This window comes from Clostridium beijerinckii (assembly GCA_003129525.1).
GTDB lineage: Bacteria > Bacillota > Clostridia > Clostridiales > Clostridiaceae > Clostridium > Clostridium beijerinckii_D.
On the sequence record CP029329.1, the window covers coordinates 522,080 to 546,789 of the forward strand.

General features: G+C 28.8%; 17 protein-coding genes and 1 pseudogene. 3 read left to right on the forward strand and 15 right to left on the reverse strand.

Annotated elements, in window-relative coordinates; translation table 11 throughout:
• The first annotated feature begins 292 nt into the window (after positions 1 to 292).
• Complete coding sequence (locus DIC82_02150; GenBank protein AWK49964.1) at positions 293 to 1,354, forward strand: UDP-N-acetylglucosamine 2-epimerase (non-hydrolyzing); 1,062 nt, start codon at positions 293 to 295, stop codon at positions 1,352 to 1,354.
• Between the two features lie 390 nt (positions 1,355 to 1,744).
• Positions 1,745 to 1,972, forward strand: a complete 228-nt coding sequence (locus tag DIC82_02155; GenBank protein ID AWK49965.1) for a hypothetical protein — start codon at positions 1,745 to 1,747, stop codon at positions 1,970 to 1,972.
• 412 nt (positions 1,973 to 2,384) lie between these two features.
• Here DIC82_02155 and DIC82_02160 read toward each other — a convergent pair whose 3' ends face one another.
• From DIC82_02160 to DIC82_02195, 8 genes are all read right to left on the reverse strand, one after another.
• Positions 2,385 to 3,884, reverse strand: coding sequence for an O-antigen polymerase (locus tag DIC82_02160; protein AWK49966.1), 1,500 nt, complete (start codon positions 3,882 to 3,884; stop codon positions 2,385 to 2,387).
• 2 nt (positions 3,885 to 3,886) lie between these two features.
• Positions 3,887 to 5,749: a nucleoside-diphosphate sugar epimerase gene (locus DIC82_02165; GenBank protein AWK49967.1), complete on the reverse strand. Its 1,863-nt coding sequence runs from the start codon at positions 5,747 to 5,749 to the stop codon at positions 3,887 to 3,889.
• A 143-nt stretch (positions 5,750 to 5,892) separates the two neighbouring features.
• Positions 5,893 to 6,876 (reverse strand): glycosyl transferase, encoded by a 984-nt coding sequence (locus DIC82_02170; GenBank protein AWK49968.1) that lies wholly within the window; start codon positions 6,874 to 6,876, stop codon positions 5,893 to 5,895.
• 184 nt (positions 6,877 to 7,060) lie between these two features.
• Positions 7,061 to 7,921: a LicD family protein gene (locus DIC82_02175; GenBank protein ID AWK49969.1), complete on the reverse strand. Its 861-nt coding sequence runs from the start codon at positions 7,919 to 7,921 to the stop codon at positions 7,061 to 7,063.
• A 261-nt stretch (positions 7,922 to 8,182) separates the two neighbouring features.
• Entirely contained in the window at positions 8,183 to 9,100 is a 918-nt protein-coding gene (locus tag DIC82_02180) for a glycosyl transferase (protein ID AWK49970.1), read from the reverse strand.
• A gap of 312 nt (positions 9,101 to 9,412) precedes the next feature.
• On the reverse strand, positions 9,413 to 10,753 hold the full coding sequence (locus DIC82_02185; GenBank protein AWK49971.1) for a PTS cellobiose transporter subunit IIC: 1,341 nt from the start codon (positions 10,751 to 10,753) through the stop codon (positions 9,413 to 9,415).
• Between the two features lie 271 nt (positions 10,754 to 11,024).
• Positions 11,025 to 11,333 (reverse strand): PTS sugar transporter subunit IIB, encoded by a 309-nt coding sequence (locus tag DIC82_02190; protein ID AWK49972.1) that lies wholly within the window; start codon positions 11,331 to 11,333, stop codon positions 11,025 to 11,027.
• Positions 11,334 to 11,435: 102 nt separating this feature from the next.
• The gene (locus DIC82_02195; GenBank protein ID AWK49973.1) at positions 11,436 to 11,753 is read right to left on the reverse strand and encodes a PTS lactose/cellobiose transporter subunit IIA; all 318 of its coding nucleotides are present in this window, start codon (positions 11,751 to 11,753) and stop codon (positions 11,436 to 11,438) included.
• Between the two features lie 435 nt (positions 11,754 to 12,188).
• Between DIC82_02195 and DIC82_02200 the strand changes: the two genes are divergently transcribed.
• Positions 12,189 to 14,852, forward strand: a complete 2,664-nt coding sequence (locus tag DIC82_02200; protein ID AWK49974.1) for a transcriptional regulator — start codon at positions 12,189 to 12,191, stop codon at positions 14,850 to 14,852.
• 290 nt (positions 14,853 to 15,142) lie between these two features.
• Here the strand turns inward: DIC82_02200 and DIC82_02205 are convergent, their stop codons facing one another.
• From DIC82_02205 to DIC82_02235, 7 genes and pseudogenes are all read right to left on the reverse strand, one after another.
• Positions 15,143 to 15,868 carry a transcriptional regulator gene (locus DIC82_02205; protein AWK49975.1) on the reverse strand — a complete coding sequence of 242 codons (726 nt, stop codon included), beginning with the start codon at positions 15,866 to 15,868 and terminating at the stop codon, positions 15,143 to 15,145.
• 217 nt (positions 15,869 to 16,085) lie between these two features.
• On the reverse strand, positions 16,086 to 17,498 hold the full coding sequence (locus tag DIC82_02210) for a 6-phospho-beta-glucosidase (protein ID AWK49976.1): 1,413 nt from the start codon (positions 17,496 to 17,498) through the stop codon (positions 16,086 to 16,088).
• Between the two features lie 465 nt (positions 17,499 to 17,963).
• Positions 17,964 to 18,827 carry a Cof-type HAD-IIB family hydrolase gene (locus DIC82_02215; GenBank protein ID AWK49977.1) on the reverse strand — a complete coding sequence of 288 codons (864 nt, stop codon included), beginning with the start codon at positions 18,825 to 18,827 and terminating at the stop codon, positions 17,964 to 17,966.
• 572 nt (positions 18,828 to 19,399) lie between these two features.
• Entirely contained in the window at positions 19,400 to 20,431 is a 1,032-nt protein-coding gene (locus tag DIC82_02220; GenBank protein AWK49978.1) for a transcriptional regulator, read from the reverse strand.
• A gap of 351 nt (positions 20,432 to 20,782) precedes the next feature.
• A complete protein-coding gene (locus DIC82_02225) occupies positions 20,783 to 21,925 on the reverse strand; it encodes a glycerate kinase (GenBank protein AWK49979.1) in 1,143 nt (380 codons plus the stop codon).
• A 57-nt stretch (positions 21,926 to 21,982) separates the two neighbouring features.
• Positions 21,983 to 22,963: pseudogene (locus tag DIC82_02230) on the reverse strand (gluconate:proton symporter).
• A gap of 286 nt (positions 22,964 to 23,249) precedes the next feature.
• On the reverse strand, positions 23,250 to 24,614 hold the full coding sequence (locus DIC82_02235) for a 6-phospho-beta-glucosidase (protein ID AWK49980.1): 1,365 nt from the start codon (positions 24,612 to 24,614) through the stop codon (positions 23,250 to 23,252).
• Positions 24,615 to 24,710 lie beyond the last annotated feature (96 nt).

Consider the following 24,710-nt stretch of genomic DNA (forward strand, 5'->3'; position numbering starts at 1 on the left):
TCATCTTTGACCTATGATTTTGCTAGTCGAACTTACTCAAGGAACACGCGTGAATCGATTTTCCTTAAGTAGATAATCCAAAATCGAAAGTCCTAAGTTCATATGTAATTCCTTGAACTTTAACAGTCAGTGACTACAAATGGATTTTTCCTTATATTTGGCTCTTCCAACTTTCACACCATGTATATGGATTCGGTATGAATAGTTTAGTTTTATTAATATCCATAACTATGCTAAAATGATATTATATTTAATTGAAATAACTTTTTTGAAATTTAAGGAGGAACAGTACATGAAAGTATTAACTGTTATAGGAGCTAGACCACAGTTTATAAAAGCTGCAACAGTATCAAATAAAATTAGAAGAAATGGCAATAGTGAAATTTTAGTACATACTGGACAGCATTATGATAATAATATGTCAGATATTTTTTTTGAAGAGCTTGGCATTCCAAAACCTGATTACAATTTAAGTATTGGTTCATCAAATCATGGCCACCAAACTGGTAGTATGTTAATAGCACTAGAAGAAATCTACTTAAAAGAAAAGCCAGATATGGTTTTAGTTTATGGTGATACAAATTCAACACTTGCAGGAGCTTTATGTGCTAGTAAATTGTTAATACCTGTAGCCCACGTAGAAGCTGGACTTAGAAGTTTTAATAAAACTATGCCTGAAGAACAAAATAGGATATTAACTGATCATATTTCAGATTTGCTTTTTACACCAACATTAACAGCGGTAAATAACTTAAAAAATGAAAATATTACAAAAGGTGTTCATAACACTGGCGATGTAATGTATGATGCTATAAATCTTTTTAAAGAACGAGCTAAGGAATTATCAACAATAATAAAAGACCTTGCTTTAGCTCCAGACAGCTATATACTTTCAACAATACATCGTGCTGAAAACACAGATAACATTGAAAGATTAACTTCAATAATAAGTGCTTTAAGTAATTCTGGTAAGAAAATAATACTCCCACTTCACCCAAGAACAAAGAAATTCATTGAAGAATATAATTTACATGTTGGAGGAAATATTGAAATTATAGCTCCTGTAGGGTATTTAGACATGATTTCCCTACAAGAAAATGCACAAAAAATAGTAACAGATAGTGGCGGAGTTCAAAAAGAAGCATATTTTTTAAAGAAGCCATGTATAACTATGAGAGATGAAACTGAATGGGTTGAAACTGTAGAAAATGGTTGGAATGTTATAGTTGGAAGTGATTCTAATAAAATTTTAGACGCTTTAGATAACTTTAATCCAAAAGGCACTCCTGTTTCTGCATTCGGAAATGGAGATACATCTTCATTAATCACTGATATTATTGAAAAATACTTATAATAATTTTAATACTTTGCGCACGCGCAAGAGCATATTAATTTCAAGATATGATGTGTATTTTGCGTGATACACTGAGGTATGTTTGCCTCATAGTGAACTACTAGATTAACATGTTTACCTAATAGTCCACTATGAGGCAACTAAATTCAATTGAACTTTTTTCATGTTGCATCTAAATTTAGCTAAACCTATAACTCATAAGGGTAACCTCATAATCTCAAAATTGATCTAATCTTAAGATAGACTTGCCTAATGTTTAATCATTTGCTTATCTAAATCTGTTTGTTGATATATATGGAAATTAATTATAAATAAAACTATATATTGGTTTATTATCCATTTTTATTGTATAATATGTTATATAATTGTATAACATAGGGGGAGATTATTATGACAGACATTAAACAAGCTAGTAAAATCACAATATTTTTTAAGAGTGGTAGAGAATTATCCATCAAGAAATCGATTACTCTTAACTATAATCAGCTTATAAATTGGTTGTTTTCTAATGATGATATTCCATTTAAGGTAAATAGTAAAGATGATGTAGAAGATACTATAGTAAAAGATTTTATATTATATAAGGAAGCCATAGAATCCATAGAAGCACTGAAATAACTTATTAAAGTTAGTCTAACAATTAAATAATCCTGAGTATTACATATGTAATAAATCATAATGTGAAGTATTATTAAATATACGGGGATTGCGTAACATAGATACCCAAAGTGAAAATTAAGGTTACTTATATAAACTACCGAAATGAAGGTCATGCATTTGTTCGGGTTACTGAGGATTTAGATGTGAATTTCTATCAGTAGAAGTTGTTCCAAAGATGCTTGTTCAAAGCTGTGGCTTTGAGGCTAGCACTTTGGGCGCAACTTCTAATGTTAGAAATATCCAGAAAATTCTCAGCAACTGGAGCAAACGTATAACTCTGATTTCGGTTGTTAAGCAGTAAATTCAAATTATCCTCACACTGCAAGTATTTTTATATTTCGTCTGATTCGCAATACCCGTAGGTGTTGCACTATAGCATTGTATATTCTTTTCTTGAAGATACGTTCCTATATTTATTGTTTTCTTGTTTGTAAACTTGAATACATGATACTGCAAATCCAATAAGTATCCAATGTGAAAATACATACGTTATGGAACTTGGTCCAAAACTTGCTGGCGCAAAAGCTATAAGACCTGCAACTGCTGCAAAGCACATAATACTCTTTTTCTTTATTCCAATAATTAAATTCCCTATAAGTAGATACGAATAGTAAATTCCATATAATGCTATGCCTGGTAGTCCAAAATCCCCTAAAATTTCAATTGGATAACAATGTGGACTATATACAGACCCTGTATTACCTTTATCTTTTATAAGTTGTTCAACATTACCTACACCATACCCTTGATATTGTCTCTCTTTTATTACACCATTCAATACGTTTTTTATTATCTCCATCCTATGTAATGTAGAACCTTCTGCATTAACTTCTCCATCTGTAAAACCTTCTAATGAATGTAATTTACCCGATAGACTAGTTTCTAGTTGCTCATTATCATCTAGTACTGGCTCTATATTCATGAGCAAAGTACTATAATTAAAAGCTAAAATAAATCCACATATTAATACTATTGGAAAAATCATTTGCTTAATTCCCAAATTCTTAATATTAAATATTGAGTAAATTATAAATATTACAACTCCAAACAAAAATGCAAAAAATCCTGTTCTTGAAGTAGTCATAATAACTAATGAAAAACCTATACACGAAACTACTGTGAACCATATCTTTGCCAATATATTTTCAAATTTATAAATAGCAAATAAACAAATTGGTCCTATAATCGCAAGTGTTGCTGTTAAATTGTTTGTATTATATGAAAATGCTATTGGTCTTGCTTGTATAGTATTAATCTGCCATTGTGGTAAACTTTCTATAAATCCATCAATATAATGCCTTATAGGTAATTGTTGTCCTAAAATTACTTCTACTAAGCCAATAATAATTACCATGGAAATTAAAAATAATAGTAATTTAATTGTCTTTTCAATTCTTTCTTTATTTATATTGTAAATCATCATATTAACAATAAATGCAAACATCATCAAATATATAGCTATATACTTTATTGCTAAACTTTCATTTAATGCCCATACAATACTAGTGCACATATAAATAAACCAAATTATATATATTACCAAAACTTTCTTATCTAGGTTTATTAAAACATTTCTATCTTTAATTGCTTTATATAATGATATAAGTGTAAATACACCCAAAACTATATGAAACATATATATGCTTTGTATTCCTGGAACATATAGTGCATAATCATAAAATACAGATACAAAAAGTACAGCATAAAGTATATTATAAACATCCTTATCTTTTATTATAAAAGTTGCCACTAGTACTGTTATTATATACATTGCAGTTATTAAGTAACTTCCATTTGCTATTCCTAAAAATCCTACAATAGCAAATATAATTGCTAAAACAATATATCTAATTCTGTCTTCTCTAGTCATAACTACTCCTTATCTGCATTATCTGCAGCTACTTCATCTTGGTTTTTATAATGATATGTTGGTACAATTTTTTGCATTTGATGCTTAATTTCTGATATATCATTTAAATCTAGTAAATTCTGTAGTTGTTCAAGCTTTCGTTTTAAAGTATCCATATCTTCAAATATTGGCTTACCTACATGTATCTTTTTATGAACAGTATCTTCAAGGCCTTCTTCACTCATTAAAAGTTCTTCATATAATTTTTCACCTGGTCTAAGTCCTGTAAATACAATTTTTATATCTCTATTAGGTTCAAGACCTGAAAGCTTAATTAAATCACATGCTAAATCATAAATCTTAACTGGTTTCCCCATATCTAATACAAATATTTCTCCGCCTTTAGCAAATGCTCCTGCTTGAAGTACTAATTGAGCAGCTTCTGGAATCAACATAAAATATCTAATGATTTTTTTATGAGTTACAGTTACAGGGCCTCCATTAGCAATTTGTCTTTTAAATAGTGGTATTACTGAACCATTGCTTCCTAGTACATTACCAAATCTAACTGCAACAAACTCAGTTTTAGATTGCTTATCCATAGCTTGTATAATCATTTCACATAATCGTTTTGTTGCCCCCATGATGTTAGTTGGATTAACAGCTTTGTCTGTTGAAATCATTACAAATCTTTCTATATTGGCTTCGCTAGCTTCTAAAGCTAAATTTAGCGTTCCAAATACATTATTCTTAACTGCCTCCTTAGGACTATCTTCCATTAGAGGCACATGTTTATGCGCTGCTGCATGAAATACAACATCTATTTTATATTTTGTAAACACTTCATGTAGTCTTTTCCTATCTCTAACTGACCCTATTAATACTGTAAGATCCATATCTGGGAAGTCCTCTTTAAGCTCGTTTTGAATATCATATACATTATTTTCATAAATATCAAATATTATAAGTCTTTCTGGATTATATATAGCTATTTGTCTACAAAGTTCTGAGCCTATAGATCCACCTCCACCAGTAACTAATATAGTTCTTCCTTCAATGTAATCTGAGATTCCTTTATTATCTAATTGGATAGGATCTCTTCCAAGTAAATCTTCTAAATCAACATCTTTAATCCTACTAACTGTAGCATCTCCATTTAATATTTCATACATTCCAGGAATTATTTGCAATTTACAATTAGTATTCTTACAGATTTCAATTATTTCAGCTTTATTTTTTGGATCAAGAGATGGGATAGCAATTAAAATCAAGTCAATTTCTTGCTCTCCAGCAATATAAGGTATATCATGTCTATTTCCTTCTATTTTAACTCCTGATATCCTTCTACCAAGTTTATCTTTATCATCATCTATAAGTGTTATAGGATTATACTTCAATTCTCTTCTTGCCATCATTTCATTTATAATCATAGTTCCAGCAGAACCAGCTCCAACTATCATTACTCTTCTTTGATCTGATGAATATTTAAATGGTATGTATAAAAGCGTTCTTCTATAAACCCTATAAAGAATTCTATAACCTAATACAAAGAAAATACTTAAAAGTATTCCTACAACAGAAACATTTAGCGGTATAACAGATCCTAAAAATCTAGTATATCCAATAGATAATATACCTGCTAAAATATTTCCTCCAACACCTAATAAAAATTCATCTGTACCAGTTAAATGCCATAAACTTTCATACATTTTAAATAAATAAAAACATATTAAATAAATCAAGCTTAAAGCTATAACATCATTAGTATATATCTTTGAAATTTCTGTAAAGGCTCCACTTTGTGTTATATTTATGGAAAAAAGGTATGCCATATTTACCATAAACATATCAATTATCATAATTATAAATGTTTTCCAATTTCTCATTTTAACTTCCCTTTCTCTCTGGAAAGATCTTTGCTAATTAAAAGCAAGTCAAATCTTAAAAATTATTTTCTCCTCTAGCTAGCATCCCTGACACTCCTGGACGAGGTGCCCCTTGAGGGTACATTGTGCCCCTTGAGGGTGTTTCACTTTATATTACTAAAAACTTTTAATAAAATATTGGGGAAATACATTATACCCTTGCATTGAATTTTATACCTAATATCATTTTTATCAAACTTCTGTATTTTATAACATCTTAATGCCTCTTTTACCTCACTTTTATGTAAAAAATCAAAAAGATCTTTATGAAAATTTTTATCTCTTGCTAAAATAGAAAAAACATGAGCTATTGCATATGGAATTTTATACTCGGTTAAAAATTTTTCTATTTCCTTAAATTCTCCTTGATAACCAAGATATTTCAATAAATCTACATATGAATAGTAACAGTCAAGATGTTTTAAAGAAACCAAATTAGTTACTGATGAATTCCACCTAACATAAAACATCAATGTTTTATCAACAGATATAATTTTCTTCATATTAAGTAATGCTTTAACTGTAAATACAACGTCTTCAGCGTATTTTCTACTACTATCAAAAAGGATATTATTTTCTTTTATTATTGAAGTTTTATATAAGGCACTTCCCATTCCAATAGTAATATCACAGCTTAATTGCTTTAAAGCAGCTTCTCTTCCAGTTATAAAATCGTCTAAAAATCTAGTTGTACTTTGCACCAATACCTTATCTTTTGAATCAACTTGGGCATAATCACAAAAAACCAAATCACAGTTACAAGTTGATGCCTTTTCGTACATGAGCTCAATATAATCCTTATGAATATAATCATCAGAATCTAAAAAGCAAACGTATTCCCCTCTTGCTTCAGAAATCCCCTTATTTCTTGCAACACTGACCCCACTATTTTCTTGGCTTATGATTCTGTAATTTATATTTGAATTCACTAGTAACGTATTCGCTATTTCAATACTTTTATCCTCAGAACCATCATTTATAAGTAAAAGTTCAAAATCCTTTGAGCTCTGATTTATAATTGAATTTATAGTTTTCTCAATGCATCTTTCTACATTATAAACAGGCGTAATTATAGACACATTTATCAATATTATTCACTACCTTCACTAAATTATACTGTTTTCAATTCTATTTTTATTCATTATAAGACATCTTAAAAATTATTTCCCAAGAAATATCTATATATTGTCATTTTATTATGTGCATTCACTTTGAATTATACTAATATTGTTAACTATATGCAATATTTAGTCATCTTTCTTAAGTAAAAGTTTATAATTTCTGTAGTCCTTTAAGTTTTTTCATTTCTTTAGCATGCCAGACTCTATCTTCTTCTTTTGGCATTGTCATATAATCACCATATAATTCCGTTAAAATGGTATCATAATTTTTTGGAGCATAAAAATATTGTCCTTCAAACTCTAATTTAGTTAAATCGAAGTAGTCTGATTTTTTATACACATATTCACTCCAATAAGTATCAACACCATATCCCATATAATCTGATTCGGGATCATTCCACTTAACTAAATAGTTAAAAAATTGTAATCTCCTCTTATTAGGAAATATTTTTACAACTAGTTTGTAAAATGAAAAAGTTATTTTATTTTTAAAACTTAAGTAATCTGGCATATCTCTAAGTCTTTTAAAACTTTTCAAAATGTTGTAGCTTAATGTACGTTGTATTTTATATGTAATCTTAAATTTTGGCAAACTATCATATGGAAATACATCTATGAATATTCCATTATGCATCTTGTAATTTTCTTCTGTTCCATCTTCTAAAAACAAGGTGTTATTATACCTTACTTTACATGGTGTCGGGTAAACATTATAATATTCATCAGTTTCAAATGTTTGCAAAAACAAATGCTTTGGAAGTTCTTTTTGAGCTATTTCTAAGAATTTATTATATTCTTCTCTTGGCATCCCTATATCAACATCATCATCCCAAGGAATAAATCCTTTATGTCTCACAGCTCCAATTAGAGTTCCTGCATCTAAAAAATATTTAATGCCATGTTCTTCGCATAATTCATGAACAGCCTTCAAAACATCTACCATAAGCATTTGAGCGTCTCTTAAGCTCAGATCCTCATACTCATCTTTATTATATGTATAATTAGTATCCATATTGATTTACACCTTATCCTTAAATATTATACTAGTAAATTAGTTTTTTAATTTAAAAATAACCTTATATTAATCAAAGGTTATTTTTACTGTTTTAGGCAATTATCATTATTTTTTTGAATGTGACTTATTTGAATTTATTTATCTGATAGCTAGCATCCGTAACACTCCCACTTTTTAGAGTGGGAGTTAACGGCTGCACGCTCCTAGATAAGTTCAACTAAGATTCAGATGGGGATCAAACCCCACCTGAATCAAGTTTCACTTGATTTTTATAGATTTAGCATATAATTTTAATGCTAAACCAAATTCATGTACATAAAGTAGCCTTTTTACAAAACTATTCAACCATTCATTTACATATTCTACAACTTCAGGTTTTTCTTTAGTGTATGCCTCTTCTAAAAATTGTTTTTTTATTAAGTTTCTATACTCTTTTATATTATTTTTATATGATTTTTTACTTAACTCTAAAGTTTGGTTATACATTAATTGAGTTTTAGAGTTAGAAAAGCTTTCCCCATATATCCTATACTTAAATAAATGTTCTGGAATATTATGAATTTTAGTTACTTTAGCTATTCTTGTCCATAGTTCATAATCTTCAACAGCTGAATATTCTGTACTTCCATATAAGTTTTGTTTAAATAATTCAGTTCTACCCATTATACTTCCATGAGCTAATGGACAATTTAATGATAAAAATAATTTTATTAAATCATTACTTGAAGGATAGCTTACATTACGTTGTTCTTTACCTTCACCATCTATAACAGTATAATAAGTTCCTACCAATCCATATTCTAAAGAATTTTCTAAAAAACTCACTTCTTTTTCTAATCTTTCAGGCATAGAAATATCATCGCAATCCATTCTTGCTATATATTTACCTCTTGCAAGAGATATGCCTTTATTTAATGATGCAATTAGCTTTAAATTTTTCTCGTTATGAATTAATCTTATACGTGAATCATCAAATGATTCAATTATTTTAACACTATTATCAGTAGATCCGTCATTTATTATTAAAAACTCAAAATCAGTAAATGTCTGATTTAGTATACTTTCCATAGCTTCTTTTAGAAATTTCTCTCCATTATATACTGCCATTAAAACAGTTACCATAGGTTCATTCATATTTTTATCACCTCGTATATTTTTGTATAACATATTACACATAATTATTACATACTTAATTAGTTTAGAAACATAATATATATACCATTCAATTCTCCTATTAAAAATAATATATAATTATTATTTGCAGAATCAAACATCTCTATTTTACCACTTAAGCAATGTACAAACAATATTTATAACAAATTAAGAAGTACAAATATATGATGAGTTATAACTACAAAAATAAAGGATTAGACCTTGTATACAATGAAAAAAGGAAACCAAACATTTATAATTCTTTATAAACATCTGGTTTCCTTATTAATTAAAATGTTTTTTGATATATTTTAAAATTGTTAATAAAAGGGCTAATTAAGCTTGTACGCCTTCTCCATGTTTTTGAGCTGCTATTTCATCTGCATACGCCATAGCATCTACTTTCTTAAAGAATGGGAAGTAGATTACAACACTAATTACTAAGAATACTAATTGTGCAATAGCATAGCTAGGACCACCAATTATTAAACCTGAGAATACAGTTGGAACTGTCCAAGGTGGTAATGCTCCACCCATTGGTGCAAGTATACCTGTTGCAATTGCCATATAAAGTAATATTGCATTTATTACTGGAGTAAGTATAAATGGTACACCCATAATTGGGTTCATTACTACTGGAATACCAAATAAGATTGGTTCATTAATATTGAATAAGTTAGCAGGAACTGCTAATCTACCTAATTGTTTATATTGAGCAGATTTTGCTAAGAATAATAATAGTAATGTAAGTCCAAGTGTTTGACCACTACCTGTTAAGTTAATGAAATTATCATAGAATTGTTGAGTTACTATATGAGCTCCATGAGCAAGATCTAAAGTTCCTGCTGCTTGTAATTGAGCATTAGCTGCAGTATTGGCAGTTAATAATGCACCTACCATACCTCCAACTGTCATACCTCCATGGATTCCGAAGAACCATAAGAATGGAACAGCAAAAGAAATAAGTATAGCTCCTGGTAATGAATCTGATGCAGCTTGTAATGGTGTTTGAACAACTTTATAGATAATTTCTACAAAAGAAGTATTGAATCCAAACTTACATACTGCATATACAACAGTTGCTCCTATAAATATAACAGTAGCTGGAATTAATGCAGAGAATGCATTAACAACACCGCTTGGAACACCTTCTGGCATTTTAATTGTAATATTTTTCTTTATCATTGCACAATAAACAAATGAAACAACTAAACTTACTATGATTGCTGTAATCATACCTGCGCCACCAATCCATGATGATGGAATAACTCCTCCAACTTGAACTGGAGTTGCATCTGGTGTTGGTTGAAACATAACAAAGTTATTAGTTACAGTTAAGAATACACTTAAAGAAATTACTGCTGGTGAAAAAGGTTCAACCCCTTCATTTTTACAGTAGATATAAGCCATACCCATAACCGCTACTATTGCCATAATATTCATTGTAGATCCTTGTAATTTAAATAATGGATCATTCCAAGCTGCTCCAAAAGTTGAAGCCATGAAATCTGTAAATCCCTTAACTGGGAAACAAGCAATTAATAAGAAAATAGATCCGACGATATTCAGTGGTAAAGTAAATAACATACCATCTTTTAACGCTTGAACACCTTTAAGATTAACGAATTTCATTACCGCTGGAACTACTTTTTCGTTCAGTGTTTGATTGAATGACATAATAATTTCCCCCTTATAATTAAATTATGATTATAATATGAATAATTACAAATAAAATTTGCTATTATTACCTTTTTATTAACTTTCGTGATTCTTTGGATTTTTATCTTCATATCACTTCAGTTTATAAATTAATTTGTCCTAAATGTAGAGGTTTTCCTTAGTTCTAGTGAAATACATTTTTTACTACTATTTCACCAAATTATCTATAAGTTATGTGATTTCTAAAACATTTATTATATTGCTTACTTACTCACAGCTTACATTAATTTTATTTCTTAGCTAATTTTAACGCTAATTCTAAAACCTTAGCTCCATTCATCATTCCATAATCAACCATTGGTATTACTTCTACTGGAATTCCTTTTGGTTCACACAACTTTTTTGCTTTTCCTAATGTATAAGCAACTTGTGGTCCTAGTAGTGCAACATCCATAGTAGCTAGATGTTGATCCATTTGAGATTCTGGATATGCTACAATTTCAGCTTCTATCCCTTTGACTTTAGCTGCCTCCTTCATTTTACTAACCAAAACACTTGTTGACATTCCTGATGCACAGAATAATTTTATTGTTACCATAATCTTTTCCTCCTTAAATTATAACGAATTCTTAAAATATATATTAAAATTTATTTTTAATAACGTATTTATACCTTGGATAAATACTATTTAATATTGCTTTTATTTTAATGTGTTTATAACTTTTCTCAATTCCATGATTTGTTCAATAAGATTCTTTTCTGATATAGCTGTCATTAGATGGTCTTGTGCATGAACAAATAAAAGCGATATTTCTACTTTTTCTCCGCCTGCTTCTTTTTGAAGCATTTCTGTTTGAGCATCATGTGCTTTTCCTAGAGCCTCATTTGCTAATTTCATTTCCACCTCAGCATCTTCGTACTTTCCTTCATTCACCATACCAAGAGCCATATAACAGTGATTTTTGCAATCTCCTGCGTTTATTATAATATTCATAATTGCCATTTCTAATTGTTCCATATCTACATTCCTCCAATTTCTTTTGTTACTGCTTATGCTATTATATAAAGCAAGACACATGCCAAACACTATTAAACATTAATTTTTTTCAGAATAATTTAATAATATTAATTCTTTTTTATTTTTACTACATGGTTTAGAATCCTTATTATATAAGCAATTTACACTATATATATTAGTTTTATTTTATCTTTATAAACTTTTTTATTTTTTTCTCAATTAAATTTACCATTTTTTATTTTTGAGTAACTGTTTACTTAATTCTTTTAGTGTTTTATAATTTAAATATAGTGTTTAGGTTTTCACAAAACTATATTCAAACACTATATTAATGACTTTAAACTCTCTTAATAAACTTGTTATATTATTTTTAATATAGTGCATTAAAGTTTTAATATTAGATAATGACTATAAATTGTGCAAGGAGGATATTTAATGGCAAAAAAAGATTTGGTTTATCAAAAGCTTCTTCAATTAGAATTTTCTGAAGGTATAGATACCAAAACACTATCATCACTAGTTGATATGTCTAGAGCAAATTTAAGTCACGAATTAAACGAACTTTGTAAAGAAGGTAAATTATATAAATCATCTGGTAGGCCTGTATTATTCTTTCTTTCTGAGAATAGAATTACCAATAATGAATCTCAATTAGACTTATTGGCTAAAAATAACGTATCCCTAAAAGATTCTGTTGAGCAAGCTAAGGCTGCTATACTGTACCCTCCTAAGGGTATGAATTGTTTAATCCTTGGAGGTACTGGTGTTGGGAAATCTATGTTTGCTTCTTTAATGCATAATTATGCTTTAGAGATGAAAGTAAAATCAGAAGATTCTCCATTTATAATATTTAACTGTGCAGACTACAGTAATAATCCTCAATTACTTACTTCTCAACTTTTTGGAGTTAAAAAAGGTGCTTATACAGGCGCTGAAGCTGATAAGGTTGGATTAATCGAAGAAGCTAATGGTGGAATTTTATTCTTAGATGAAATCCATAGACTTCCTCCAGAAGGGCAAGAAGCTCTTTTTGTATTTTTAGACAGTGGAACCTTTAGAAGAATTGGTGATTCGGAATCTAGAACATCAGATGTCTTAATAATTTCAGCTACAACAGAAGATCCAAGTTCTGCATTATTAAACACTTTCACTAGAAGAATTCCTATTGTTATAAATATCCCCTCTCTAAAAGATAGAACTTTAGATGAAAGATTGTTTTTAATTAAAAGCTTCTTTAAATATGAGAGTATTCGTTTAAACAAAGAAATATATGTATCCTTAAATTCACTTAGAGCATTACTTTCTTATGATTGTCCTAATAATATAGGTCAACTTAAAAGTGATGTTCAGCTTCTTTGTGCTAAGGCATATTCAGAATTTTTAACAAATCTAAAAAATGATGTAAGAATTTATAGTGGAATTTTACCTGCTTATATTAAAGAAGGGCTTTACAAAGAAAAAGAACACCGAGTTTTATGGAATAAATTAATGAGTGAAGAAATTGAATATTTTAGATTTAATGGGTCTAATGAAGATACTAATCCTATATTTAATAATGGTGATAATACTATTTATGATTTTATAGAAAATAAACTTGAAAAGCTAAAATCTTTAGATATTTCCGATATGGATATTGAAAATATTCTTGAAAAAGATATTGCAAAACATTTTAATAAAAATAACTTTGAAGTATCTGAAGAAGTAAATAAGAAAAACTTATTAACTATTGTTAACCAAGATACATTAGATTGTTTTGATAAAATAATAACTCACGCTTCCCAAAAACTTACTATAACTTTTGACAACAATTTATATACAGCTTTTGCTTTGCATATTAATACGTTAATAAATAGAATTAATAGTGACAAAATAATCATAAATACTAATTTGAATAAGATTAAAGAACTTTATCCATTAGAATTTTCTGTGGCTCTTGAGATAAAAGAAATTATTGAAAATCATATAAAAAAATCAATTCCAGTCGATGAAGCTGGTTATCTTTCTCTATTTTTAATACCAGATAATACTTTTAATGATGTATCTCATGATAAAGTAAAAGTTATTCTTATTGCTCATGGAGAATCTACCGCAACTTCAATGGCTGAGGTTTCAAATAAACTTTTAGGTGAAAATTATGTAATTCCAATAAATGCATCCCTTGATGTTGCTCCATCAAAAGTATTAGACAATCTAAAGATTGGAATACAAGAAAATCCAACTCAAGCTGGTTATCTTTTATTAGTTGATATGGGTTCTTTAACTACTTTCGCAGATGTTATAAGGAAAGAATTTAAAGTTGAAATTAAAGTAATATCTCTTGTTTCAACTTTGCATGTGTTAGAAGCTGCAAGAAAGGCATTAATCGGATCATCTTTAGATGAAATTTACAATGATGTCCTTATGGTTAATTCTTATGTAGAAATACATAAAAATTTAAATAACAAATGTGAAAATGAAAATAAAATCTTAATAGTAACTGCATGTTTAACTGGAGAGGGAGCTGCTATTGCTATTAAAAACTTTTTAAGTAGCAATCTTAGAATAGATAATGATTATTTTGAAATTACTTGTCTAAATTGCTTGGATAAAAAATATTTTAAGCAAAAAATAATTAATCTTCAAGAGCAAAATGAAATATTATTTATAGTTTCATCTTTCCCTGTAGATTCATCAATAAATCAATATACTATGTATGAAGTATTTAATATGAACGTATTAAAAGAACTTCAAACTGCCATAGATACAAAAACTGCTATGCTTAACATCCCTAAAATTCTAAAAGAAAATATATATAATATAGATGGTGTTGAATTATTTAATGATGTAACTAAACTTTTAAATACATTAAAATCTAAGCTTTCTATTACATTATCTGATGAAAATGCGGTTGGTGTAATCCTTCATTTATCTTTCGTTATAGGAAGATTAAGAAATGAAGATAATCCTGCTATATATCCTGAAAAAGATAAGTATATATCAGACAATATTAATTTATATAATATAGTAAAAGAAAATTTGGTCTTTATAAACAAAAAATATCAAATAGACATAGTAGATGATGAAATATGCTATATAATAAATCTTTTAGTTAATAATTAAATTATATCCATACTGAAATATATAAATACTTGTAGTAATATTCAAAATTAAGTTTACTTCTAATAAACTGAAAGGGAATGCGTGCATTTGTTCCAGTTGTCGATAATTTTGCTAAATGTTTTCAACTAGCAAAATTCTCTAATGCAACACTCCACAAAAGCAAGCCTTCCCTTTCTTTGATTAGTATAAATTTAAAGTACCATATTTAAGCAAGTATTTTTATATTTCTATAACAACAAAGTATATCATTTTTCATAATCACTAAATTAATTTTTATCTAATAGATGATTCTATAAAAATTTATTATGTAATCTCTTTCCTATACTTTCAATCATATATACCACTGGTATTTGTGTTGTTATATCACTAATCCCTACTTTTTCTTGTTGAACATAATAGGATATATTAAGATCAGATATTTTAGCTATAGTACAATTTTCACTATTAGTTATACTTACAACTGTGCTTCGTTCTCTTTTTAGATTGCTTACATGATCAATAACAGAATATGTTTCTCCCGAAACTGATATTGCTATTATTACAGAATCTTCATACACTTTATAATTTCTCGGAAAATATGGATCATCTATATACATAGCAAATTTGCCTATTGACGAAAAATATCTAGCTGCATACTTACATAATACTCCAGATGTTCCTGCCCCTATAAAGATGACATTACTTGCTTCTTTTATTAAATCGCAAAGAGTATTTAACTTTTTATCTAATTCACTATTATCCAGTTTTTTAAAAAAGTCTATTATTATAGAAGTATCATTATTTACTTTATTATTTTCATTTTGTTCAATATTCATCTTTAATTTCACTTTGAATTCTGAGTATCCTTGACAATTAACCTTTTTGCAAAATCTTAATATTGTTGTTGTTGATACATGTGCCTCATCTGCTAATTCTCTAATTCTCATATAAATAACTTTTTCACTATTTTTCATTATGTATCTATATAACGATAATTCTAAATCATTCAAGCTTTGGATAACTTCATAATTAAACATAAATTAAGCAACCTCTTCTTTCATAAATAAGTTTACCTAATTATATACCATTTTATAAAGTTTTTTAATGCTAAGTAAAAAATGATTAGTATTTCCTAATTTTCACTGTTCCTTTATAATATACTTATTTTATTTGTATAATTTTTTATGCAACAAAACTTTTTCCTAATTTTGCTGCATAATTTCTAAATTCTAAAATTCTTAATTCTCGGATATTCTAAAGTTCTTCCCCATTACTCTTTATTACATTTTTATACCAGAAGAAGCTTTTCTTTCTTATTCTTCTTAAATCTTTAAGGTCAAATTCATCTCTATTTACATATATGAATCCGTATCTCTTTTTGAATCCTTGATGTGTACTTATAAGATCTATAGCTGACCATGGGCAATATCCAATTAAGTCTACACCATCAGTTATTGCAAGTTTTGCTTGTTCTATATGTTTTCTTAAATAGTCGATTCTATAATCATCATTTATAGTATCTTCTTCTTCAACTTTATCGAAAGCTCCCAATCCATTTTCAGTAATAATTACAGGAAGTGCATATCTTTCATATACTTCTCTTAATGTATTTCTAAAGCCTATTGGGTCAATTTCCCATCCAAAGTCAGTCTTTTGTAAATTCGGATTCGATGCACCTTTGTATACCCCTATATCTCCAACTGCAATTTGTTGATCTCCACCTTGAGTAGATACTTCAGTATCCTCAATCTTACTTTCAGCTGCTGTTCCTGTGCAATAATAATTAAATGCTATGAAATCAGGATTTCCACCTTTTAAAATTTCCATATCTCTATTCTCAACGGTAGGTTCAATTCCTTTTTCAACCATATAACTCCAAGCTATCGGGTTGTATCTTCCATGTACAGCCATATCTAAGTATAACCAATTTCTTATTGAAGATTGATTGTTAGCTGCAAGTATATCTTCTGGCTTTGAGCTTGCTGGATATATTGAGCTTATGTTTGGAGCTGGTCCAATTTTACCTTTTGGACACATTTCATGGCATAATTTCATTGTTTGTGCTTGAGCCAACATCATATGGTGATTTTGTTTATACAATTCTTTTTCAAGATTTTCTACTCCTGGATTAACAGTTCCAATTGCACCACCATGAAGTATCATCATATTTTGCTCATTTATTGTAAGCCAGTACTTAACCTTATCTCCAAAATTCTCAAATAATACTTTTGAATAATTTACAAATGCATCTGCAGTTTTTCTATTAGACCAACCACCATCCTTTTGAAGTTCATCAGGTAAATCAAAGTGATACATAGTAACTAGTGGTTCTATTCCATATGATAATAGTTCATCAATCAAGTTATTATAAAATTCAATTCCTTTAGGATTTACTTCTCCTACACCATTGGGAATTATTCTTGTCCAAGCTATTGAAAAACGATAAGTTTTAAATCCCATTTCAGCAAATAATGCAACATCTTCCTTATAATGATGATAGTGATCACTAGAAACATTGAAATCTGGCGTACCTGGGATTGGTTCTTTTGTATCTTGAACTGATAACCCCTTTCCATCTTCATTATAAGCTCCCTCTACTTGGTAAGCTGATGTTGAAGCTCCCCATAAAAAGTCCTTAGGAAAATCTTTCAAATTTTTATGAAACATATAAACCCCTCCATTGTATGTTATTTTTATTGATTTTATTATAATTTGTTCGAATCCAGTTAATTAGTATAACGTTTTCTCTTATAAATTTAATATATCACACTATGAGAAAAGTTTATATTATTTTAGTTATTTAGGAACGCATGCTACTTTTTAGGTATTTGTTTTTTTTAGAAACATGTTGTTTTTTACTTATTTTACTACTATATTCTAGTCAATATAAATACTTTTATTATATGCAAAAAAGTTGTATTAAAGTGATTTAAAATCATTCTAATGCAACTCTTAATCAAGTATGTATTTGATTTATATACAACATCTAAAATATCGTTTCCGATCTGCTTTGCTTTAATCTCTATATCTAATTATAATTTAATCAAAAAATCTTTAAATAAAAATTTGAAACTATTTTATTATGTAATATTGGTTTATTTATATATCTTCCTACATTTTCAGTATAATAAATTAGTATAAATTAAAAATTTTATAGATAGCCTTCGCAACTCCAGCATTATCATTTGTATCTGTTATATATTTTGCTGCTTCTTTTATTTGTGGGACAGCATTTTTCATAGCAAAAGATACTGGAAATTCAGTGAACATTGAATAATCATTAAAACTATCCCCAATAACCATAACTTCATCTCTTCTTATCCCCATTTTTTCTGCAACCTTGGCCAATATAAGTCCTTTTTGTGCTTCTTTATTATTTATTTCTATATTTTTAGTAAAAGTTGAAGCGATAGCAATCCTCTCTATGGATTCTAATTTTCTTTTTACTTTTATAGTAGTTTCTTCATCATTATAAAAAGCAACAAATTTTCCTATTTTAATATCACTATTTAAAAATTCATCAATATCTTTAATATAATTTAAATCTAAAAAATGTGGATGTGTTTCTGCATATTTTATAGCTTCTTCAAAACTTGTTTTTGGATCAAAAGCTTTAATCCTATATGCAACTTCTGTTAATGCTTCTTCCTTAGTATTAACACTATATAATCCTTGATTAGTATAAATTTCAGCTACAATATTTTCTTTTATTATCATATCTATAATTTGACTTGCTTCTTTTCTACCGATGTAAATTCCTTCTAAGACTTTTCCTTCTTCGTCTATATATTCTCCACCATTTAAAACTATACATTGACACCTTAAATCATTTTCATCAATTAATGGTTTAACATCTTCAAATCTTCTACCTGTGGCAATTGTAAACTTTACTCCCATTGATTCAGCTTTTTTTATAGCTTCTAAATTCTCTTTTGATATTTTATGATTACTGTTAAGTAATGTTCCATCCATATCTGATGCAATAAGTCTTATCATCTTTAATTCCTCCATATTAACTCACTTTTCGTCTAATATATAGATAAACAAATTTATATTTATAAATTTAATGAGTTTATCTGATGTCTGGCCACTATAACAGTGGCATGACCCTATACAGGGTAACCCTTGAGGGTATACGTTTAACTGATATTCAGATGGGAATCAAACCCCACATGAATCAAGTTTTACTTGATTTTTTCATTCAATTATATTTATACTTTTTACATATATATTTTTATTATATACCATAATAATAGAAATTAAGTGACTGTTTTAAAATAGAAAATATATTTTTTTCCACTACAAATCGGACAACATTCAACTTTTAAACACATTAACAACATTTATTTAAAACACTTGCTACTGAAATAAATATTAATATAGATTTGTAGATTACCTCTAATCTTCTCACTTATAACCTTAAGTTGTTTACACAGTTTCAATTGTTATAACTGGTTTATAGTGTAAAAAGGAGCTGTTGAAAAATAATTTTTCAACAGCTCTATCATCATTATCTATAATTTTACATTTAGTCTATTGCTATTATGCGTAACTATGCCTCTCAATAATTACCTCCAAATTAATCCACATAGCAATTCAAATAGTTCTAATAAATTCTTTGGATTCTTTCCTGTCAGCTTTTTAATTCTTTCTAATCTATAATTTAAAGTATTTCTATGTATATTTAGCATATTAGCTACATTGTTAATATCTCCATTCTCCTCTATATACGCTTGTATAGTTTGGATAAGTTCTAATTTATTTCCATAGTTATCAATATTGTGCATCAACGAAACCAATGACGTTTTATTATCATGTGATAAATGAATAAAGAACTTTAACTCATCATAACTATATATTAAACTTGATGGTTTTATCTTTATGCCAATCTCCATTGCTAATTCCGCATTTTCTAATGAAACTGAAACAATATCCTCTTTTCCTCCAATACTTATCTTATTTATCTCTTTATTTTCTTCTAAATTCTTTAGTAATGTATTATATATGTGATTAGATGTAATAAAAAATACTATTCTGTTATTATCAAGCTCACAATAATGTGAATACCTTTGACACAATGTTTTTAAACTGTTCGAATTTATATTGCCATCTACAAGAATAACCTGACATTTTTTCGTAAGATCAATTCCATAACTTTTAGCCCTCTGATGAAATTTATCATCATACTCCATTTTCCTATGAACTAGATCATTATAAAATTTCTGCATATTTAATCTTCTGTTCTGAATTTCCTCATCAATTTTAGATTGCTCGATTAATAAAACTGCAGTTACACGAACCAGCTTGCTAAATCTTCTTACTTCATCTGGATGCCCTGTAATTCCTATTACTCCTATTACTTTTTCATTGACAATAATAGGCTCATTCACACCTAGTTTCATCCTTTCATCTTCTTCATATACCTCATTTATATGTTGACTATTTATTGCATTTCTAGCGCCTTCATGGATAGTTCCAATACGTTTCATATCTCCACTACCTATAATTATTCCATTTTCATCCATAACATTTATATTATAAGGAATCACATTCATCATTTCTAAAACAATTTTTTGTGCTATAGTTTTTGATAGCTTCATATTATTCACATCTTTCTAATGCATATTGAGCCACATTTAAATAATTTTTAATAATACATTATTTATTATTTTGATTTCTATAATAACCTATAAATGAACATTTTTCAGCCCAAGTATTTACAGTTCAAATTTTTTTATACTTTATAAGGAACATGAAAATAAATAATAAGTCCAAAGTTGCCATTAGAGAACTTATAAATCATCAACTATAAGACTATTATAATCTTTGATTTTACTTATATTGTTAAAATGTGTAAGTGCTTTTGCTCGTTTATAGTAATAACAAAGCATTTTTAAATATTATTCTGACTTGTAATTAGTACAAATATGCCTTAAACAGATTTGTACTAATTACAATAAATTCATAAGCCTTATTATATTTTCAGCTGTCTTTTCAATATTTTCTTGTCCCTTCACTAAAGCTTCCTCCAAAGAAGTTGCTCCTTTAGTGATGCCAAATATTGAATCTATTCCACCTTCATATAAAATATCTATGCCTTCACCAACTCTTCCAGCTAATGCAATCACTGGCTTATTGTGCTTTTTAGCAACTGTAGCAACACCTAAAGGAGTCTTTCCATACTGAGTTTGAAAATCTATACTTCCTTCTCCAGTCCAAACCATATGGGCATCTTTTACTTTTTCTTCTAGCCCAGCATATTCAATGACCATTTCGATACCTCTTTTCAAAGTACCATTTAAAAATGCCAGAAGTCCAGCTCCTAGTCCACCTGCTGCTCCTGCTCCTGGTTCATCTAACACATTTTTACCCAGTTGCTTTTTTATTATATCTGCATAGTGTTTCAAATTATCATCTAATGTTCCTATCATTTCTTGAGTAGCTCCTTTTTGTGGACCAAATACATTTGAAGCTCCTCTTTCTCCACAAAGTGGATTGTTAACATCACAAGCTACTTCTACAATGACATCTTTCAACCTAGAATCAAAATTATTTAAATCGATAGTACTTAGTTTTCCTAACTCTCCGCCACCAAAAGCTAATTCATTTCCTTGTTTATCTAATAATTTTCCACCAAGTGCTTGAATAACTCCAGCTCCGCCATCATTAGTAGCACTTCCGCCAATACCTATTAATAGTTTTTTCACGCCATGGTCTAAGCATGCCTTGATAAGCTGACCAGTACCATAGGTTGTAGTTAATAATGGATTCCTTTTTTCTGGATGCACTAGTTGTATTCCACTGGCACTAGCCATTTCTAATATTCCTATTTCGCCTTCTCCTAAAATACCATACTGTGCTTCTACTTTATTTCCAAGTGGTCCAACTACTTCTAAAGAATATATTTTCCCATCAGTAGCATCTACTAATGACTGCATAGTTCCTTCTCCACCATCAGCCATAGGTATATGTATACAACTAATATTACTATTCGCTTTTTTTATTCCTCTTTCCATTGCTTCACAAACTTCTTTTGCTGTCATACTTTCCTTAAATGAATCTGGTGCTAATGCAATAACTAAATCCTTTTTCATTTTTAATTCTCCTAACTCACATTTATATATTTTGTGGGATTAACGCCTAAATTCTAATTATCCTAAAAATCCATATATGATTGTTGCTGCAATACACATAACTCCACCAATCAAAGATTCAAGTGGCATTAACTTCATACGTTCTTTAATATCCATTTTTACAGAATCTGCCGTAGTATGGAAGAATGTACCATGTGGTAAGTGGTCAATTACTATGGCACCTGTATGAACCATAATAGCTGCATTTAATGGAGCGACTCCCATAGCTAATATTGCTTTCCCAAAGCTACCAGCTGCCACAAGTGATCCTGTTGATGTTGATGCTGTAGCTCCACCCATTAATATTCCTGATATTGGTGCTAAAAACACTCCTGAAATACCTGTTGATTGAATACAGTATACTACTGCATCACTTAAATTTGATTTAGAAATAATACCTGCTATTGCTCCTGCTCCAATTAATATGATTGCAGTACCTGTCATTTTGTTTAACCCTGAAGTTGTATAAGGAATAAATTTGTTAAATTTACCCATTGCAATTAACCCTATCATACCTGCAAGTGGTAATATAATCAATGAATCAATTTTAATTGCTGCCAGTGCTGGTATATTAAGCATGCTTCCAATAGGACTAATTGCTAACAATACAATAGCTACAATTGGAGCTACCATTGCTTTACCAAAAGTTGTTTTTTCCTTAATAGTTGTTATAGCCACTTCTGATTCTTTTGTAGTTATATCTTTAATTGCTTCTCCTCTTTTGTTTAGCAATGTAGCAATAAAATATGTTACTATTAATCCTACTATTGCTGGTATAATTCCTCTTATCATTACTTGTGCTAAATCTACATCAAATCCTTTTGCTACTGCAATAGTATTTGGATTAGGCGACATTATGTTTCCAGCCTTACCTCCACCTATCATCGCTAAAAGTATTGCAGATTTAGTAAGTCCTGCTTTTTTTGCTACAGATAATGCTATTGGTGCAACTATAATAACTGAAACTGTAATAAATACACCTACCGCAGTAATAACCACATATCGTTAACGTTTACTCGGATTATATATTAATAATAATATATTTATTGTTCTCTTGATATTGTTTACTTAACATTTTTTTTGTTCATATGCACAACGCTTTTTGTATTATTATACATAATATCTATTTTTAACATTTATCCAATTTTAATAACAATTCCGCTGAGTATTGAAGCATAAAAAAATAATAAGCCATTGAAAAATAATTTTTCAATAGCCTATTTAAATATTTTATATAAATTCTAACTTTGCAATTAAACCTTAAATTTCTTGGGCATTACTTTAATTATTCATTCTGCATTGTTAATTGTTCAATTGCTTCTTTGAATTGTGGTAAGTACTTTTTATGTGCTAATAGCATTTCATTTAATAATTCTTTTGCTATTTCTCCACTTGGAACCAATGGATTTATTGTAAATGCATGAAGTGCCTTGTTATAATTTCCTGTAACTGCAGCTGAAATTATTGTTTCTTCCATGCCCTTCATCATTTGAACCATTCCTCTTGCTGCTGGATTAAACTTTCCCCAGTTTATTGGCTGAGGTCCATTTGCTGTAATAATAGATGAAATCTCCACCACTGAATCATATGGCAAGTCTTCTATAGAGCCCTTATTAGTTGTGCTAACTACCATAGTAATTCTCTTATCATTATAAATTGAAGTAATTAATTCACAGGCAGCATCACTATAGTAAGCTCCCCCCCTCTTTGTTAATTGTTCTGGCTTATAGTCAAGCTTTGGATCTTTATACAATTCAAATAATTCTGTTTCTGTTCTCTTTACTACTTCCGCTCTAGTTTCTCCCTTTGAAAATTCTTCTAATTCAGACTTTAACATATCATCTTTAACGTAATAATATCTGTGATATGGACAAGGTAACATTTCCAAATCTTTAAGTTGTTCAAAATTGAACTTAACATCTTTAATATTAGCTACTCCAAAGCCAATAGCTTCTTTTTCAAACTCTGGATTATACATTTTATTAAGTATTTCCTCAGTTCTTTCATTTCCGTCTTTATCCCATACTCTGTGCCAATGGAAGTGATTTAATCCTGCAAATTTAAAGAATAAATCTTTTTCTGGAATTTTTAAAACCTTACTACAATCTTTAATAGCATTAATTGCAAGATTGCATAATCCAACAGTTTTATCCCATCCACCATATTTAATAGCAGCTTCTGTTATCATACCGGATGGATTTGTAAAATTAACAAACCATGCATCAGGGCATAATTCTCTCATGTCATCTATTATGTCTAGTATTACTGGAATTGTTCTAAATGCTTTAAGCATACCACCAGCGCCATTAGTTTCTTGTCCAATTATTCCATGACTTAAAGGAATTCTTTCATCCTTTATTCTTGCATCTAAAAGACCAACTCTAAATTGAGTTGTCACAAAATCTGCGTCTTTAAGTGCTTCTCTTCTATCTAAAGTTAAATTAACTTTCCAATCAATGCCTGCAGCTTTAACCATTCTTTTAGCCATGGCCCCTACAATTTCAAGTTTTTCTTTTCCGTCTTCAATATCAACAAGCCACAATTCTCCAATAGGCAATTCGTCTTTCCTCTTTATAAATCCTTCAATTAATTCAGGAGTATAACTTGATCCGCCACCAATGGTAACTATTTTGATTTTCTTATCTTTCATATCTTATTTCCTCTCCTATTTTTATCTTCGATACGATTTTTGTAATATATTTTCACTCTAAAAAACCTTAGAATATTTAAACAATAATTTGGATTT

Bases quoted from the DNA above. Each gene is read 5' to 3' on its own strand.
- DIC82_02150 (AWK49964.1), top strand. From the start codon at position 293: ATGAAAGTATTAACTGTTATAGGAGCTAGACCACAGTTTATAAAAGCT.
- DIC82_02155 (AWK49965.1), top strand. From the start codon at position 1,745: ATGACAGACATTAAACAAGCTAGTAAAATCACAATATTTTTTAAGAGT.
- DIC82_02160 (AWK49966.1), bottom strand. From the start codon at position 3,884: ATGACTAGAGAAGACAGAATTAGATATATTGTTTTAGCAATTATATTT.
- DIC82_02165 (AWK49967.1), bottom strand. From the start codon at position 5,749: ATGAGAAATTGGAAAACATTTATAATTATGATAATTGATATGTTTATG.
- DIC82_02175 (AWK49969.1), bottom strand. From the start codon at position 7,921: ATGGATACTAATTATACATATAATAAAGATGAGTATGAGGATCTGAGC.
- DIC82_02180 (AWK49970.1), bottom strand. From the start codon at position 9,100: ATGTGTAATATGTTATACAAAAATATACGAGGTGATAAAAATATGAAT.
- DIC82_02185 (AWK49971.1), bottom strand. From the start codon at position 10,753: ATGTCATTCAATCAAACACTGAACGAAAAAGTAGTTCCAGCGGTAATG.
- DIC82_02190 (AWK49972.1), bottom strand. From the start codon at position 11,333: ATGGTAACAATAAAATTATTCTGTGCATCAGGAATGTCAACAAGTGTT.
- DIC82_02195 (AWK49973.1), bottom strand. From the start codon at position 11,753: ATGGAACAATTAGAAATGGCAATTATGAATATTATAATAAACGCAGGA.
- DIC82_02200 (AWK49974.1), top strand. From the start codon at position 12,189: ATGGCAAAAAAAGATTTGGTTTATCAAAAGCTTCTTCAATTAGAATTT.
- DIC82_02205 (AWK49975.1), bottom strand. From the start codon at position 15,868: ATGTTTAATTATGAAGTTATCCAAAGCTTGAATGATTTAGAATTATCG.
- DIC82_02210 (AWK49976.1), bottom strand. From the start codon at position 17,498: ATGTTTCATAAAAATTTGAAAGATTTTCCTAAGGACTTTTTATGGGGA.
- DIC82_02215 (AWK49977.1), bottom strand. From the start codon at position 18,827: ATGATAAGACTTATTGCATCAGATATGGATGGAACATTACTTAACAGT.
- DIC82_02220 (AWK49978.1), bottom strand. From the start codon at position 20,431: ATGAAGCTATCAAAAACTATAGCACAAAAAATTGTTTTAGAAATGATG.
- DIC82_02225 (AWK49979.1), bottom strand. From the start codon at position 21,925: ATGAAAAAGGATTTAGTTATTGCATTAGCACCAGATTCATTTAAGGAA.
- DIC82_02235 (AWK49980.1), bottom strand. From the start codon at position 24,614: ATGAAAGATAAGAAAATCAAAATAGTTACCATTGGTGGCGGATCAAGT.